Origin of the sequence: Sphingobium sp. B2D3A (assembly GCF_025961795.1) — a bacterium.
Lineage (GTDB): Bacteria > Pseudomonadota > Alphaproteobacteria > Sphingomonadales > Sphingomonadaceae > Sphingobium.
In genome coordinates, this window is the sequence record NZ_JAOQOI010000001.1 from 2731359 (window position 1) to 2746444 (window position 15086).

General features: G+C 63.4%; 13 protein-coding genes. 6 read left to right on the forward strand and 7 right to left on the reverse strand.

The window, feature by feature from the left end; translation table 11 throughout:
• Positions 1-60: 60 nt before the first annotated feature.
• The 4 genes from M2337_RS12670 to M2337_RS12685 all read left to right on the forward strand — a co-directional run bounded on the left by M2337_RS12670 (position 61) and on the right by M2337_RS12685 (position 4147).
• Positions 61-1323 (forward strand): alginate export family protein, encoded by a 1263-nt coding sequence (locus M2337_RS12670; RefSeq protein ID WP_264570542.1) that lies wholly within the window; start codon positions 61-63, stop codon positions 1321-1323.
• Positions 1324-1333: 10 nt separating this feature from the next.
• A complete protein-coding gene (locus M2337_RS12675) occupies positions 1334-2044 on the forward strand; it encodes a YoaK family protein (protein ID WP_264570543.1) in 711 nt (236 codons plus the stop codon).
• Between the two features lie 95 nt (positions 2045-2139).
• Positions 2140-2961: an alpha/beta fold hydrolase gene (locus M2337_RS12680; RefSeq protein WP_264570544.1), complete on the forward strand. Its 822-nt coding sequence runs from the start codon at positions 2140-2142 to the stop codon at positions 2959-2961.
• 7 nt (positions 2962-2968) lie between these two features.
• Entirely contained in the window at positions 2969-4147 is a 1179-nt protein-coding gene (locus M2337_RS12685; protein ID WP_264570545.1) for a sensor histidine kinase, read from the forward strand.
• Positions 4148-4160: 13 nt separating this feature from the next.
• Here M2337_RS12685 and M2337_RS12690 read toward each other — a convergent pair whose 3' ends face one another.
• The 3 genes from M2337_RS12690 to M2337_RS12700 all read right to left on the reverse strand — a co-directional run bounded on the left by M2337_RS12690 (position 4161) and on the right by M2337_RS12700 (position 6895).
• The gene (locus M2337_RS12690) at positions 4161-5282 is read right to left on the reverse strand and encodes an NADH:flavin oxidoreductase/NADH oxidase (protein WP_264570546.1); all 1122 of its coding nucleotides are present in this window, start codon (positions 5280-5282) and stop codon (positions 4161-4163) included.
• A gap of 93 nt (positions 5283-5375) precedes the next feature.
• Positions 5376-5954 (reverse strand): TMEM175 family protein, encoded by a 579-nt coding sequence (locus M2337_RS12695; protein ID WP_264570547.1) that lies wholly within the window; start codon positions 5952-5954, stop codon positions 5376-5378.
• Positions 5955-5965: 11 nt separating this feature from the next.
• Positions 5966-6895: a LysR family transcriptional regulator gene (locus tag M2337_RS12700; RefSeq protein WP_264570548.1), complete on the reverse strand. Its 930-nt coding sequence runs from the start codon at positions 6893-6895 to the stop codon at positions 5966-5968.
• A 109-nt stretch (positions 6896-7004) separates the two neighbouring features.
• Here M2337_RS12700 and M2337_RS12705 point away from each other — a divergent pair, with 109 nt between their 5' ends.
• A complete protein-coding gene (locus M2337_RS12705; RefSeq protein ID WP_264570549.1) occupies positions 7005-7706 on the forward strand; it encodes a pirin family protein in 702 nt (233 codons plus the stop codon).
• Positions 7707-8075: 369 nt separating this feature from the next.
• A complete protein-coding gene (locus tag M2337_RS12710) occupies positions 8076-8579 on the forward strand; it encodes a Dps family protein (protein WP_264570550.1) in 504 nt (167 codons plus the stop codon).
• A gap of 266 nt (positions 8580-8845) precedes the next feature.
• On the opposite strand, the gene M2337_RS12715 is transcribed toward M2337_RS12710, so the two are convergent.
• Genes M2337_RS12715 through M2337_RS12730 form a run of 4 tightly spaced genes read right to left on the reverse strand, consistent with a single transcriptional unit; the run spans position 8846 to position 15024 of the window.
• On the reverse strand, positions 8846-9274 hold the full coding sequence (locus M2337_RS12715; protein WP_264570551.1) for a hypothetical protein: 429 nt from the start codon (positions 9272-9274) through the stop codon (positions 8846-8848).
• A gap of 32 nt (positions 9275-9306) precedes the next feature.
• Positions 9307-12570, reverse strand: a complete 3264-nt coding sequence (locus tag M2337_RS12720) for an error-prone DNA polymerase (RefSeq protein WP_264570552.1) — start codon at positions 12568-12570, stop codon at positions 9307-9309.
• A complete protein-coding gene (locus M2337_RS12725; protein WP_264570553.1) occupies positions 12567-14351 on the reverse strand; it encodes a Y-family DNA polymerase in 1785 nt (594 codons plus the stop codon). Before M2337_RS12725 ends, M2337_RS12720 begins: the two co-directional genes overlap by 4 nt.
• Positions 14266-15024 (reverse strand): ImuA family protein, encoded by a 759-nt coding sequence (locus tag M2337_RS12730; protein ID WP_264570554.1) that lies wholly within the window; start codon positions 15022-15024, stop codon positions 14266-14268. Before M2337_RS12730 ends, M2337_RS12725 begins: the two co-directional genes overlap by 86 nt.
• Positions 15025-15086 lie beyond the last annotated feature (62 nt).

A 15086-nucleotide genomic window follows, 5' to 3' on the forward strand; every position in this document is an offset into this window, starting at 1 on the left:
CGGGAGCCGTGGGAGCCGCCGACCCTGACGACAACCCGGTACGATGAGGATTGGTCGAACATGGCTGATCCGGCCGATAGGCCTGGTCGCTGGAGCGACGATCTCAAATATATCCCGATCGCCGACGACGCCTATGCGACGGTCGCGGCCGAGGTTCGGGTTCGGAACGAAAGCTATCGGAATAACCTCTGGGGAGGCGCTGAAGCGCCCAACGACAGCTATCAGTGGGTCCGGTTCGTGCCGAGTATCGACCTCCATGTCGGCCGCGTTCGTGCCTTCGTCCAGCCGATCGCAGGCTATGCGATCAGCGTGGCACCATCCCCAAGCCCGATCGACCAGACGCGGGTCGATATGCTTCAGGCGTTCGCCGACGTTCGTCTTGGCGACGCAGCTACGGGATCGGCCGATGGATATGGCGTGACCCTGCGCGCTGGCCGCCAGATGATCAGTCTCGGGACCGAGCGCCTGGTCGGAACGCGGTATGGCCCCAACACGCCCCTTGCCTTCGACGGCTTCCGTGCTCTCACCTCGCTGAATGGGGCGAGGCTGAGCTTCTTCGTAGTTCGCCCCGTTCAGCCAGGCCCGTCGAGCTTCGATGATCGGCGATCTCACACCAAGACACTGTGGGGTGCCTACCTGAACCGACATGGCCTCGATCTCTATTATCTGGGCTATCGCAACGAGCAGGCACGCTTTGGCGGCATACTCGGCAACGAGTTGCGACACAGCGTAGGCGCACGCCTCTTCGGCAGCCGGAACAACTGGCATTGGAATGGCGAGGGCATCTATCAATTCGGCCATTTCAACGATCAGACCATCTCCGCTTGGAGCATCGGCACCGAGTTCGGGCACAAGTTTCCAAATGCTCCAGGAGCCCCGGACGCGACATTACGCTTTAACATCGTCAGCGGAGACAGGCATGCCGACGACAAGCGGCTGAACACATTCAACGCGATGTTCCCGAAGGGCAAATATTTCGGTGAGCTTTCGCCGGTCGGACCCTACAACATCGTCTCGCTGAACCCGAGGGTCGCGTTCTCGGTCGCCAAGGACGTGTCCGCGAGCCTGGCTGGAATGGCGTACTGGCGCTTCTCGAAATCCGACGGCATCTACGACATTCCAGGAAATCTCATTCGCGCGCCCGGCAGTGCCACCTCGCGCTTCATCGGCAACGAAGTCGAGGGAACGCTGGCCTGGCAGGCGACGCCGGACCTCGAATTGTCGACCTCTCTCTCGCTGTTCAGTCCAGGCAGCTTCATCCGCCAGACGGGTCCCTCACGCACCATCGGGATGCTGGGCCTGGAGGCAAACTTTCGATTCTGAAGGAGCGATCATGCCACCCCAGCCTTCCTCGCCTGCGACCTCGCCGTCACCGCTCCCGGCGCTGCTCCTCCTGCTCTCCGCAATCACCGGCCTCGTCGATGCAGCGAGCGTATTGGGCCTTGGCAAGGTGTTCACCGCGAACATGACGGGGAACGTCGTTTTCCTCGGCTTTGCAGCAGCAGGGACGCCAGGCTTCAAATGGTCGGCCTATGTTGTCGCCATTCTGGCGTTTATGTGCGGTGCGCTCATCGCCGGCCGCCTTGCGCGCGGGCACATCGGGCGGCCGTTGAAGTCTTGGCTCGTGCGCGCCTCGCTTCTCGAGACCGCTTTACTATGGATCGCCGCCCTTATCGCCCTTGGGGTCGAGACTGCCGAGCTTGGTAGCGAGAGGACTTACGCCATCATTGTCCTGACCGGCATCGCAATGGGCTTTCGAAACGCGACCATCAGGCAGCTCAAGGTGCCGGATCTCACGACGACCGTGCTGACGCTCACGATCACGGGCCTCGCAGCAGATTCCTCGGCCGCCGGCGGAAGCAATCCGAACTGGCCGCGCCGCATCGCGGCAGCCATCTCAATCTTCGTGGGTGCCCTGATCGGTGCTTGGCTCATGCATGTATCAGGGCTCGCCGCCGCCTTGGGCGCAGCCGGCCTGATCGGATTCGTTGGGACAGTCGCCTGGGCTCGCCATCCTACTGCCGCAACGCCCGTTGCTGGCTAGTCCCCCTTTCGGGTGGAAATGCACGACCCGATGGGGGCGCGCCCTTCCGACGCTAAGCAGCTAAAGTGAAGTGACTCGCGGGTGGAGATTTGCGTATGCCGATGTTGCAGGTGAGAGACGGTACCCGTCTTTACTACAAAGACTGGGGAAGCGGGATGCCGGTGGTGTTCGCGCATGGCTGGCCACTCAACAGCGACATGTGGGAAAATCAGATGATGTTCCTCGCCTCGGAGGGCTATCGCGTTATCGCGCATGACCGGCGCGGTTTCGGTCGCTCGGATCAGCCCTGGGACGGGTACGACCACAATACATTTGCCGACGATCTCTCCGAACTAATCGCGCACCTCGATCTGCGCGACGTGACGCTAGTCGGATATGCGATGGGCGGCGGCGAAGTGACCCGATATGTTGGTCGGCACGGTTCGGAGCGTATATCGCGCGTCGTTCTGATTGGCTCGACGACACCAAAGCTCGGCCAGAGCGAGGACTATCCTCACGGCGTTCCTGAAGTCGTGTTCGACAATGTCCGCAGCGGTCTGCTGGCAGATCGTTCCGAGTTCCTCCGCGGCTTTGCCCGGCTCTTCTTCGCCACCGGCCGAGAAGACAGCGAGGTGTCTGAAGGTAGCCTCGCTCACATCCACCAGATGGCGCTGCAGGGCTCCCTGAAGGCAGGGCATGATGCGGTGACGGCCTGCGCGACCACGGATTATCGTGACGATATCGAGCGGTTTGATGTGCCCGTTCTCGTCATCCACGGCGAGCATGACGCCTTCGTTCCGTTTAGCGCAACAGCGCGGCAAGCCGCCGAGCTGTTTCCCGACGCGACCCTCAAGGTCTATGAAGGTGCGCCGCACGGCATTTTGTTCACTCACAAGGATCGACTGAACCAGGACATCCTGGAGTTCATCGCTGCCTGAGCTTGCCGTGACTGACACAACACCTGTTTCCCCGCAGATGATCGACGCCATGGGCCTCGCTCACGGGCGCCTTGACGTACGCGACGGCGACAGCCTTCTGACTAAGCTTGAAGAGCCCGGCCTGACAGGCGCCCGACGCGAGAATCTAGAGCGCCAACTGCTCGGTGCGATCAAATTGTCTGCCGGCAACCCGCGCGCATTGGCTATGCTGGGCGTGCAGCCGGAGACCCTCCCGGTCCCGTTGAGCGGGATCTGGCCATTTGCCCAGGCCGATCAACTGCGTCAGGCACTCGTTCAAACCCTCGCCTTCGACGGAAGCTTTCGTGCGCCCGTTCGATTTCAGGCTGCCGATGGCCGGGCAATCCATGTGACCTTCGTGTCTTGGCGAGACCCTGGGGCGGCGGACGAGATGATGTTCGGGCTTCAGGACATCACTGACCAGATTGGTGCGCAAGAAGCTCTCCTGCGCCTCCAGTCCCAAATCGCGCATGCCGATCGATTGTCCACGCTCGGGGTGATGACGGCGACCATTGCGCACGAAGTGCGGCAGCCATTGGCCGCCATGATGACGTCAGCCGAGGCAGGCCTGCGATGGCTGCACTGTCAGCCCGCCGACCTTGAGCAGGTCGAAGATTGTCTCAAGACGATCGTACTCGGAGCGACCAAGGCGAACGACACGGTCGCACGCCTGAGGGCAATGGCGTCAAATCGTGGGCAGTCCCGCGAACTTTGCGATGTGGCGTCCCTGATCGAGGAAACCGCCGCTTTCCTTCGCCAGGAACTGTCCAGCAGGCACGCATCTCTCGCATTGGACATTGCGCCGGATCTGCCCATGGTCAGCGCCGACCGCGTCCAAGTCCGTCAGGTTCTCACCAATCTGATGGTCAATGCCGCCCAGGCAATGGCTGACGCCCAATGCTGGAGTCGTACCCTCAAGGTCCGGGCGAGGCATGACGACGAGTTCGTTATCATCGAGGTCGAAGACAGCGGGCCAGGGATCGCCTCGGCTGACCGCGAGAAGCTTTTCGACGGCTTCTTCACCACGAAGGCAACCGGCCTCGGGTTAGGCTTGCGTATCTGCCGGGCGATCGTCGCCGACCATGGCGGCTCGCTCGACCACATTTCGAAAGCAAGTGCCGGTTCGATCTTTCGCTTCACGCTGCCATGGGCGCAAGCGGAAGAATAGGCTGGAGCTGACTTCAGTTTTCAGCGCGGCCAGGCATTTCGAAGAGATGGCGGTACTGGCGAGGCTGCGATCGCAGATATTGGTCAGGTGCGTGAACGTGCGCGCCCAGATGAGCGGCCGCATGCCAAGGCCAGCGCGGATCGTACAGGATAGATCGGGCGATCGCGATCAGATCGGCATCCCCTGTTCCCACGATCGCCTCCGCCTGATCAAAGTCCGTGATCAGCCCGACTGCGACGACCGGAATCTTCACAGCTTGCTTGACCGCCCGTGCGAGCGGCACCTGATAGCTTGGTCCGACGGGGATATGCTGGCGATGATCGAGTCCGCCACTAGACACATGGACTGCCGAGCACCCCCTCGCCTCCAGCGACGTAGCGAAGGCAATCGTTTGTTCGATATCCCAGCCACCCTCAACCCAGTCTGTCCCGGATACGCGCATCGAGACGGGCCTCTCGGCTGGAAATGCTGCGCGCACCGTATCGAAAAGCTCGAGCGGGAAGCGCATTCGGTTTTCAGGCGATCCGCCATACTGATCGTCACGTTGATTGGAGAGCGGCGAGAGGAATTGATGGATCAGATAGCCGTGTCCGCCATGCAACTGGATGAGGTCGACCCCAAGAGCAGCAGCCCGCTTCGCCGCGGCGGCGAAGCCGTCGCGAATGCGCGCCAGGCCATCGGAATCCAGGGCAACGGGGGCGTTGCTGTGTGCTCCATATGGCAGGTTGGAAGGCGCAACAGTTTGCCAACCGTTCGGCGCATTCGGCAGGATCTGATGTCCGCCATCCCAAGGGCGAGCGACCGAGGCTTTGCGACCGGCATGGGCAAGCTGGATTCCAACGGGAATGTCGGACCAGCGACGGATGCTCTCCAGAACTTTTCCCATCGCCGCTTGGGTATCGTCATCCCACAGACCGACATCGGCATCGCTGATGCGTCCTTCAGGAACGATGGCCGTCGCTTCGATAGTCAGCAGGCCTGCACCCGACAGCGCAAGATGTCCCAGATGGATCAGATGCCAATCGTTCATCTGCCCATCGACTGCGGAATATTGGCACATCGGAGCAATCACGATGCGATTGGTCAATGTCAGGTCGCCGATCGTCAGCGGCTCGAACAGTTTCGGGTGGCTCATGATCGAGGTTCCTGCGGTGTAGCGCACAGGAATAGATCGAGCGCCGTCGGCGGACCACCCAACCGATGGTTGGGGGCTTGTCTCGCTTCCCCGCTAGCGGCGATTGAGAGCCTTGACGATCCGCCGGTCAGGCACGAGCCACAGCAAGATCACGACGATGTATAGGACCAGCGCAAGCCATCTGCTCACATAGGCGAGCGGAACAGCGATGATGTAGATGGCGATACTCCCGAAACCCTTCCAGTCACTGCCGATCGCCCGGGCGACCGGCGATTCCGGGCCATTACAGGCAATGATGGAGCGCTCCGTCATGGCGTATCCAAGAGATGCTAGCCCCAGGACGATGCCGTAGGCGGCGGTCGCTCCAGGCGCAAAGCCGCTGTCATCGAGCCAGCGGATCACGAACGGCACGAGACTCAACCAGAAAAGGAGAAACAGGTTAGCCCACAATACCCGCCCGTCGATCCGGTCGGTGGCGTGCAGCATGTGATGATGGTTGTTCCAGTAGAGCCCGACATTCACGAAGCTGACCAGATAGGCAAGCAGCAGCGGCGCGCTCGAAGCGAGGTCGCGAAGGTCTCCACCCTGCGGCACCTTGAGCTCGAGGACCATGATCGTGATGATGATCGCGACCACCCCATCCGTGAACGCCTCCAGCCGACCCGTGCTCATGCCACGGCTTCTCATAGGTCCGCTGCTCCAGCCAGATCGACATCTTCTTGCGCGCGCTCGACCAGTTGGTTGAGCAACCAGCTGGCCGCAGGTCCCGGCGGTCGATCCCGTCGCCAAATACCAGAGAAGCGATACATGCCGCCCGGATCGTCCGGCATCATGAGCCGCTTCAAGGTCCCAGCGATAAGGTCCGGCTCGATAAGGGGTAAGGGCATGTTTCCCCATCCGATGCCTTCGCGTAGCAGCTGATGCTTCGCGCCCAGATCAGCGAGACGCCAGGTTCGCGGGCTCAGGACAGCGAAGTCCCGCCCCTCGGTCAGCGGAGAGCGGTCGGTCAAAACGAGCTGAACGTGCTCGCGGCCGGTGCCTGTGGGTATCGATTTGTAGCACGCGAGGGGATGGTCAGGCGCCGCGACCGGCACCATCGGCACGCTACCGGCGGCAACGGAGCCGATGCCATCAATTCCAGCGGCAAGGGGGCCGGATAGTCCGATGACGGCGCGCCCATCGAGCACATGGGCCGCGACACCTCCAAGGGCTTCGACGTGCAGCCGCAGAGTGACCGTGGGATAGGTTGCAGCAAACGCCCGCAGAACCTCGCCCAGGCGTCGCGCCGGCAGCATGACATCGACAGCGAAGTTCACCTCGGCTTCCAAGCCATCGAGTAGACCTTTGACCTTAGCCTTGAGCCCGTCGATTCCGCTCGAAACGCTGCGCGCCTCTGCCAGCACCGCCCGCCCCGCCTCGGTCAGCTTTGGGCGTCGGGTCCCCTCCCGCTCGAACAGGATGACGCCCAGTTGCGCCTCGAGATTTGCGATGCCGTAGCTGATCACGGATACCGCACGGTTGAGGCGCCGCCCGGCTGAGGCAAAGCTCCCCTCGTCCACCACTGTCAGGAAAATGCGTAGTTGATCGAAAGTCGGCGTCCCTGGATCGCTCATTTCAATTCTCTCGAATGTTTTCTGCCATATTATCTGGCTGATGCGATAAGCGGCGCGGGCCTACATCGAGGTCATCGGTCGACACAGCAGTCGGCCCGGGAGATGACCCATGATCGAACTTCGGCCTTTCAACAGTCTCGGCGGCGCGAACCATGGCTGGCTCGATGCCAAGCACCACTTCTCGTTCGCCAATTACTACGATCCCCGGCGCACCAACTGGGGCAGCCTTCGTGTCTGGAACGACGATACGATCGCGCCGCAGAGCGGTTTCCCGCCTCACCCTCACCGGGACATGGAAATCATCACGTACGTTCGTGAAGGTGCGATCACGCACCAGGACAACCTCGGCAATTCCGGTCGTACGGAAGCAGGCGACGTGCAGGTCATGTCCGCCGGTACCGGCATCGCTCATGCCGAATGGAACAAGGAGGATAAGACCACCAAGATCTTCCAGATCTGGATTCAGCCGACCCAGACGGGTGAGAAGCCTAGTTGGGGTGCTCGTCCCTTCCCCAAAGGCGATCGCTCGGGCCAGTTCGTGGTACTCGCCTCGGGCCTCGCGAACGACAACGAAGCCCTGCCGATCCGCACCGATGCTCGCGTCGTCGGCGCAACGCTGAAGGCTGGTGAGACCGCCGAATACCATTTCGGCAAGGAGCGCTTCGGTTACCTCGTGCCGGCTACCGGTGCTGTCGAAATCGATGGCTTGCGGGTGAACGCGCGCGACGGCGCAGCTATCCGCGATCAGGATGTAATCCGCGTCACGGCGGTCGAGGACAGCGAACTCGTGCTGGTCGACGCAGCCGCCTGAACGATAGGACGGTGAACTTAGGGGGATCGGGCTACTCGGCCCGGTCCCCTTTTGCGTCGCCTGCTCTGTTTGCCCCTCGTGCAACCCGTGTTCCTAACTGTCCGGGCGTTCGCACCTGTGGTGTGGCCAGGGCCTCCTTGCCGGTTGCCCGCAATAGTGACGCAGCGCCTTGCGCCCCGAAATCCCAACGAAGGTTTGGGCTGTTCGAGTAAGGATTTGCGCCGGTTCTAAAGGATTGTCCCAAACGTCGGTTCTGCGCCCCCCGAACTTTCGTTGGGCTGCAACGCTCTATTCCTCGCCGCTACCATCTCCTCCATCCCGGCCACCGTGCCGTCGCAACCCGGCCGTGCCGGAAGAAGGGAATGAGAGATGGACCATGTGATCGACCGCCCAAGCGGACTGACGGATCTCCCCGAGGCAGCGACGCGCGACATCGGCGCAGCGCTGCGAGCGCTTCTGGCGGATGTGTTCGCACTCTACGTGAAAACCAAGAACTTCCATTGGCACATGAGCGGCGCCCACTTCCGCGACTATCATCTCTTGCTCGACGAACAGAGCAGCCAGATTTTCGCCATGACTGACCCGATTGCCGAGCGATCGCGCAAGATAGGCGGGTCCGCGATTACCTCGATTGGCGACATCGCCCGGTTGCAGCGGCTCACCGACAACGACGCCAAATATGTAGATCCGCAAGACATGCTTGCCGAGCTGCGGGACGACAATGTTCAGGTGATCTCGGCAATGCGCAGCGTTCACGCGGTCTGTGATGAGTATCATGACGTTGCAACAGCGAGCCTACTCGAAAACTGGATCGACGAGAGCGAACAGCGCGCGTGGTTCCTGCATCAGTCGTTTCATCGTCCTGGCCGCTGACGCGCAGCGAAGGCACGACCAACAGGGCAACCGGGGGGAGCCTGACAGAAACCTGAGGGGCAAAGCATGGAGACATATTCGTCATGAATAGACAGCACAGACCCCTTCCGGATGTACAAGCTCCCCCCTGCCTCGATCAGCCAGCAACGCTGGCCTTGATCGAGCGCTACTGCTCGGATCGTGGCTACGACGTTCCGTATCTCGCCGTCACGGAATTCGGCGGAAACATCTCATTCAGCGCGATCGCCCCCAACGGCTGCCATTTCTCATTTTCGCTCGATTGATTCCTGTTCGACCGCGGCCGTAGGATGCCTCGATTGAAGCAAGCGACCAGCCGTTCCAAACTTCCTTGCCAGGTCTGCATCGGCGGTGAGCGGCCTTCTCAGCGCTGCCAGGTCGGTCGCGCTATCGGTCATCACTGCTTCTGGGCCCAGACGGTCAAGGGGACCAACCTCCTCATAGCGTCCTGCCCGGCGCAACTGGCGGACGATCCCGTTGAACGCCGCAGTCACACCTTGGGCACGGCCGATGTCATTGTCCTGCTGCGCGGCATCCCAATAGAGTTCGAGGGGCCAGCGCTCGGGGCAATGGGGTAGCAGGCACCGCAGCGCCAGCCGTACCTCAACACCATCGACCCGGGTGTCCGAACAACGAGTCACGCCGCTGCGTAGGATATGAACAGAGAGCGCGATCACGACCCGTTGGTGCCGGGGGAGTGGCGGTACCATCAATGAAAGTCATGCGACTTGAACCGCACGACCTCCTCAGGATCCATGCCCTCGGCATGGGGCGGCCAGTAGCAATCCCGCGGACCTGGGCTCCACCCTTTGTCCCCCCGATCGGGCGCGCCGGCATGGCGTGCCCCGTCGCCGCGTCCTGTCTTGTGGGGAAATGACATATCGCCGACGCGGCGCAGCAGATCGCCATGATCGATGATCCGGTCGCAGATGACATGGATGACATCTCCTTCCTTCTGCACCCGCCCTTTCATACCGATCATCGACGCGGACATGACGGTGCGACGCTGCGCCTCGAAACGGTCAGGCCACAAGATCCCGTTGGCGATGCCGCTTTCGTCCTCGATGGTGATGAAGAGCAGGCCCTTGGCGCTGCCGGGCTTCTGACGAACAAGGATGATCCCGGCGACCTCGACATGGCGGCCGTCACGGATCGTTGCGAGGTCCGCGCAGCGCGTGACGCCGCGTCGGGTCAAATCGTCGCGCACGAACGTCAGGGGATGGGCGCGCAGCGAGAGCTGGAGCGTACGGTAATCCTCAATGACCTCTCGGCCATCCGCCAGCGGTCGCAGCGACACGTCGGGCTCGATCCCCTCAGCGCTAATGGTCTGGGCCGCGCGATCGGCCGCAGCGAACAGCGGCAGCGGCGCCTCACCCAATCCCCGCACCTTCCAGAGGCCCTGCCGCCGGTCAGTGCCGAAGCCATGAAAGGCATCGGCATCCGCAAGTTTCTCGATTGAGGCGCGCTGCACGCCCGATCGCCGCCAGACATCCTCGACACTGCCGAAGGCGCCGGTTCCTCGCGCGCCGACGATAGCGGCACCATCGGCATTGGACAGGCCGCGGACCTGTCGCAGGCCGAGCCGAACGGCGAGATACCGACCGCTTGCCGGCTCGAGCGTGCAATCCCAGCGACTCGCGTTGATACAGGGCGGCCGCACCTCGACACCATGCTCGCGTGCGTTCCCGACGATCTGCGCCGGCGCATAGAAACCCATCGGATAGGCGTTGAGCAGGCTTGCGCAAAACACGTCGGGATGATGATGCTTCATCCACGCCGACGCGTAGGCGATCTTGGCGAAGCTGGCGGCATGGCTCTCGGGAAAACCGTAGCTGCCGAACCCTTCGAGCTGACGGAAAGTACGCTCAGCGAAGTCGCGGGGATAACCGCGCGCGACCATGCCCTCGATCAGCTTTTCCGAGAAATGCGAAACGCCTCCAGTGATCTTGAACGTCGCCATCGCGCGCCGCAGCTGGTCGGCCTCGGCGGCCGTGAAACCGGCGCCAACGATCGCGACCTTCATCGCCTGTTCCTGAAACAGCGGAACCCCAAGCGTCTTTTCGAGCACGGCGCGCAGCTCCGGTCGGGGATATTCGGGCTTCTCCAGCCCTTCGCGGCGGCGCAGATAGGGATGGACCATGTCGCCTTGGATGGGGCCCGGCCGCACGATCGCTACCTGGATGACCAAATCATAGAAACGGCGTGGCTTCATGCGCGGGAGCATCGACATCTGCGCCCGGCTTTCGATCTGGAACGTGCCGAGTGTATCCGCCTTCTGGATCATCCCGTAGACCGCCGGATCATCGTCCTGAAGATCCGCAAGCCCAATACGGATGCCCTTTCGCTCCTCCAGCATGTTGAAGGCCCGGTTCATGCAGCCGAGCATCCCCAATCCCAAGACGTCCACCTTCATGAATTTCAGCGCATCAATATCGTCTTTGTCCCATTCGATGATTTGGCGATCCTCCATCGCAGCCGGCTCGATCGGGACGAGATCGTCGAGCCGGTCCTGCGTCAGCACGAAACCGCCGGGGTGCTGGCTCATATGGCGCGGCACGCCGATCAGCTTGCGCGCGAGATCGAGGGTCAACCGCAGCCGGCGATCCGAAATGTCGAGGTTCAGCTCCTCGACCTGCTTTTCGCCCACGCCTTCGGCGGACCAGCCCCAGATCAGGCCAGCAAGCGAGGCGGTAAGATCCTCAGGCAGGCCCAGCGCCTTGCCGACATCGCGGACGGCACCCCGCGCGCGATACCGCGTGACGACGGCGGTCAGCGCCGAGCGGTCGCGCCCATAAGTTTCATAGATCCACTGGATGATCTCCTCACGCCGCTCATGTTCAAAGTCGACATCAATATCGGGTGGCTCGCGCCGCTCGCCGCTCACGAACCGCTCGAACAACAGCTCGTGCTTGATCGGATCGATTGAGGTGATCGCGAGGACAAAACAGACGCAAGAATTGGCGGCAGATCCTCGCCCTTGGCAGAGGATGCCGCGACGGCGCGCCTCGCGGACGATGGCGTAGACGGTGAGGAAATAGGGCGCATAACCAAGCTCTGCGATCAGCCGCAGCTCGTGTGCGATCTGGTCGGTATAGGCTTGCGGAACCTCGCCGTCGAACATCCGATCGACGGCCTCGGCCGCCAGCTTTTCGAGAGCTTCCTGCGCGGACAGTCCCTCGATCATCCGCTCGTGGGGATATTGGTAGGCCAGTTCGCCGAGATCGAAGCCGCAGGCCTGCGCGATGTCGACGCTGGCGCGTAAGGCGTCAGGATAGTCCTTGAAGCGGCGCACCATTTCAGCCGGCGACTTGAGTGCGCGATCGGCATTGACCTCACGCTTGTAACCGAGCTCATCGACGGCACATTTCTCGCGAACGGCGGTCACCACGTCCTGAAGGAGCCTCGCCTCGGGCGCGTGATAGAGTACGTCTCCAGTCACGACCGCCCGAACGCCGGCCCCACCGGCCTGCCGCGCCAGCGAGTCGATACGGACCGCATCGCCGGGGCGCCGACGCTGGAAGAGCGCCATATAGCCCCGGCGCCCATAGACCGCCTTCAAATCCGCCAGCGCAGCCAGATTTTCTTCGTCGGGCTCACCCGGTAGCAAGATCGCGATAATGCCCTCGGACCAGGGTTCGAGATCATGCCAATGCAGTAGGCACCCGCCCTTCCCGGCCCTGCGCTTGCCGACCGTCAGCAGGCGGGTGATCCGCGACCAGGCCAGGCGATCTGTCGGGTATAGGAGTAGGCGCCGACCGCAGGACAAATCGACCCGCGTGCCAGCGATCGAGCGAACGCCCGTCGCCTTTTGCGCTTCCCAGGCTCGCACGACGCCAGCAACGGTCCCGATGTCCGACACGCCGACTGCCGGATAGCCAAGCACTGCCGCAGCCGAGAACAGCTCCTCCGGGCTGGACGCGCCACGCAACAGAGAGAAGTGGGTAAGCACCTGGAGTTCGACATAAGCCGTCATGCGAACACGCCGTGCATCCACCAGCTGAGGTCGCCGGTCTCGCCCTCGAAAGCATCACCGCGCCGGAACACCCAGTAACGGCCGCCCTCCTCGTCCTCGACGCGGTAATAGTCACGCACTGCCCAGATTTCCGCGTCACGGCGCCACCACTCACCGTGGATGCGCTCGGGCCCGTCGCCGGACACCACCTTGTGCGTGCGCCCCCTCCACTCGAACCGGCGGGGCGGTTGATCGGGAAGCAGTGCCACGACACGGGCAAGCGGTTCGGGCCGGATGAACAGCCGAGCCGGCCGCTGCCAAGCCGGCCACCCTCCAGGCATAGAGACCGGATCGCAGCGGCGGGTCGCGCGCTCGGGCACATGGCTTTCGACAGGAGCGACCCGGAAGACAGCGCCGGGGCCGATGCGACCGGCGACGACATCGACCAGACGGGCGGCATCTCGGACCATCGCCTCGCCGGCGAGCACGGCCCCCAGATCGACGGCATCGAGCGGCTCGGTATGCGGTACGACCATAAGGAACTGCTCGAGGCCCATGCCCGGATCGATCCGCTCGATCCGAAGCTTCAGCAGGCGCAGAAGGTGCGGCACCTCCCTGGTAGGCCGGGACGTCCCGATCGCGACCACCTGCTCCGTGCCATCGACGCGCATCCCGCGCAGGCGAAGCGAGCGGACCCCAAGCCCGCGTTCCTGCAGAACCCGCAAGAGATCGCCGAGCAGATCCTCCATGACCCGCGCGATCGCCTCGGCCGTGCCGATCGGCTCGAGCAGCCGCCGCTCGACCATGGGTACAGCTGCATCATCGCGGGGTGTGATCGGCTCGGCGACGCTGCCCAGTGCCTGATCGAGCCGGGTGATCGCCGGCAGTCCCAACCGCCGCGCGAGCGGTCCGCGCGCGACCGGGAGCAGATCAGCCACCCGCTCGAACCCGAAGCGACGTGAAGCGCCGAGTGCCGCTCCACTGAGCCGCAACGCGGCCAGCGGCAGAGGCGAGATCGCCCGGATCGTATCGCCGGGCGCGACAATGGTGACGGCGCTCGGACCGAAATGCGCCACGGCGTGGGCCGCACCGGCGGTGTCTGCAACCGCGACGCGTGCGGTGAACCCTGCCCGCGCGCAGAAGGCATGCAGCCAGCCACAGAAACGGTCTTCACCACCATGGAGATGCGCGCAACCGGTAAGGTCGAGCCATAGCCCGTCGGGCGGCGCCGCCGCCGCGATCGGCGACCAGCGCCGCACTGCCAGAAGGGCGAGCCTGTCGAGCAGCCGCGCGTCGGATTCGGGGTCATGAGGTCGGAAATCGAGGTTCGAGACAAGCGCACGCGCATGCGTTGCCGCCATGCCGACATGGATCCCGAGGGCTGCCGCGGCCGCGCAGGTGGCAACCACTTCCTCCCGCCGCCCGACTTTCCCGATCAACGCCAATGGCGCGTGGACGTGGACGAGCGGGTCAGAGGCGCGGCCGACGGGCTGCGCCGCATCGCGTGTGAAGGGATGATCTGCGGCTTCCGAGCGTCGGCCCAGCTCGCGCATTGGCGGTCGCGCATGCTTGGGGAGCGCGGCGATCTGCTCTTCGACCGTCTCGTGGGCCAGCACCTCCGCCGGTGCCCAGCGCGCACCTGGCCGCCACCCGCCACCGCGCGGCACGGAGCAGGCTCCCGGATTGTCGTCAACCGGAAGGTGCAGCGCAGCCGGTTTAGGCGGCGGCGCTGCGAGCCGTTCCAACCGCCTCAGCCGTTCGATGGCCAAGTGCGGCAGGAACAGCGAGACGACCCGTCTCATCGCTGCCCTCCACAATGAGGGAAAAGGATTCGCCGCCGCGCTGCCGGGCCATCTCAACGGCCCATCGCGCGCGACCGACACCCGACACGTCGAGGCGTGCCGATGGCGCGCTAGCAATGCGCCATCGGGTCCAGGCGGCCGAGGGTTCCGCGAGAGGATCCTGTTCGCGGCGCCGGTGGCGGCGCAGCAGCAAAACCGGCAGGTCAGCGTCGGCGGCGACCAGCTGGAGGCGACGCGATGCAACCATCGAAACCTTGCCCGCCTCGGCGACGACCGCAGAAGGCGTGCCGTCGCGCACCGCGTCTTCGACGACAGCAAGAAGAGCATCTTCGTCGCGCGGCTGTGCGTGGATCACATCCGCTGCCAACAGCCCAGCCTGTGCCAGCCCGGGGGCATAAAGATCGTTACGGCAGCTTACCCAGAGCACCGGGGCGCCGAGATGCCGGGCTTCCCGCGCGGCAATGCCGGCTAAGAAGAGTGTCGCCGCTGCATCATCAACCAGCGAACAGCTGCGCGCTGCGACTTCGTGCAGCGCACCTGCCCGCAAGCCGCCGCCCGCGAGGCGGCCATCTACCGCAGAAAGCCCGAACGGGATGGCCCGATAACCGAGCAACGGGGCTGCGATCGCGCGAAGATGCGCAATGCTCTCGGGCAGAGACTGGGATACGGACATAATGGGATAGACTCTATTTGTTCCCTTTATGTTCCGCTACCAGTGACGATCGGTCAAGCGAT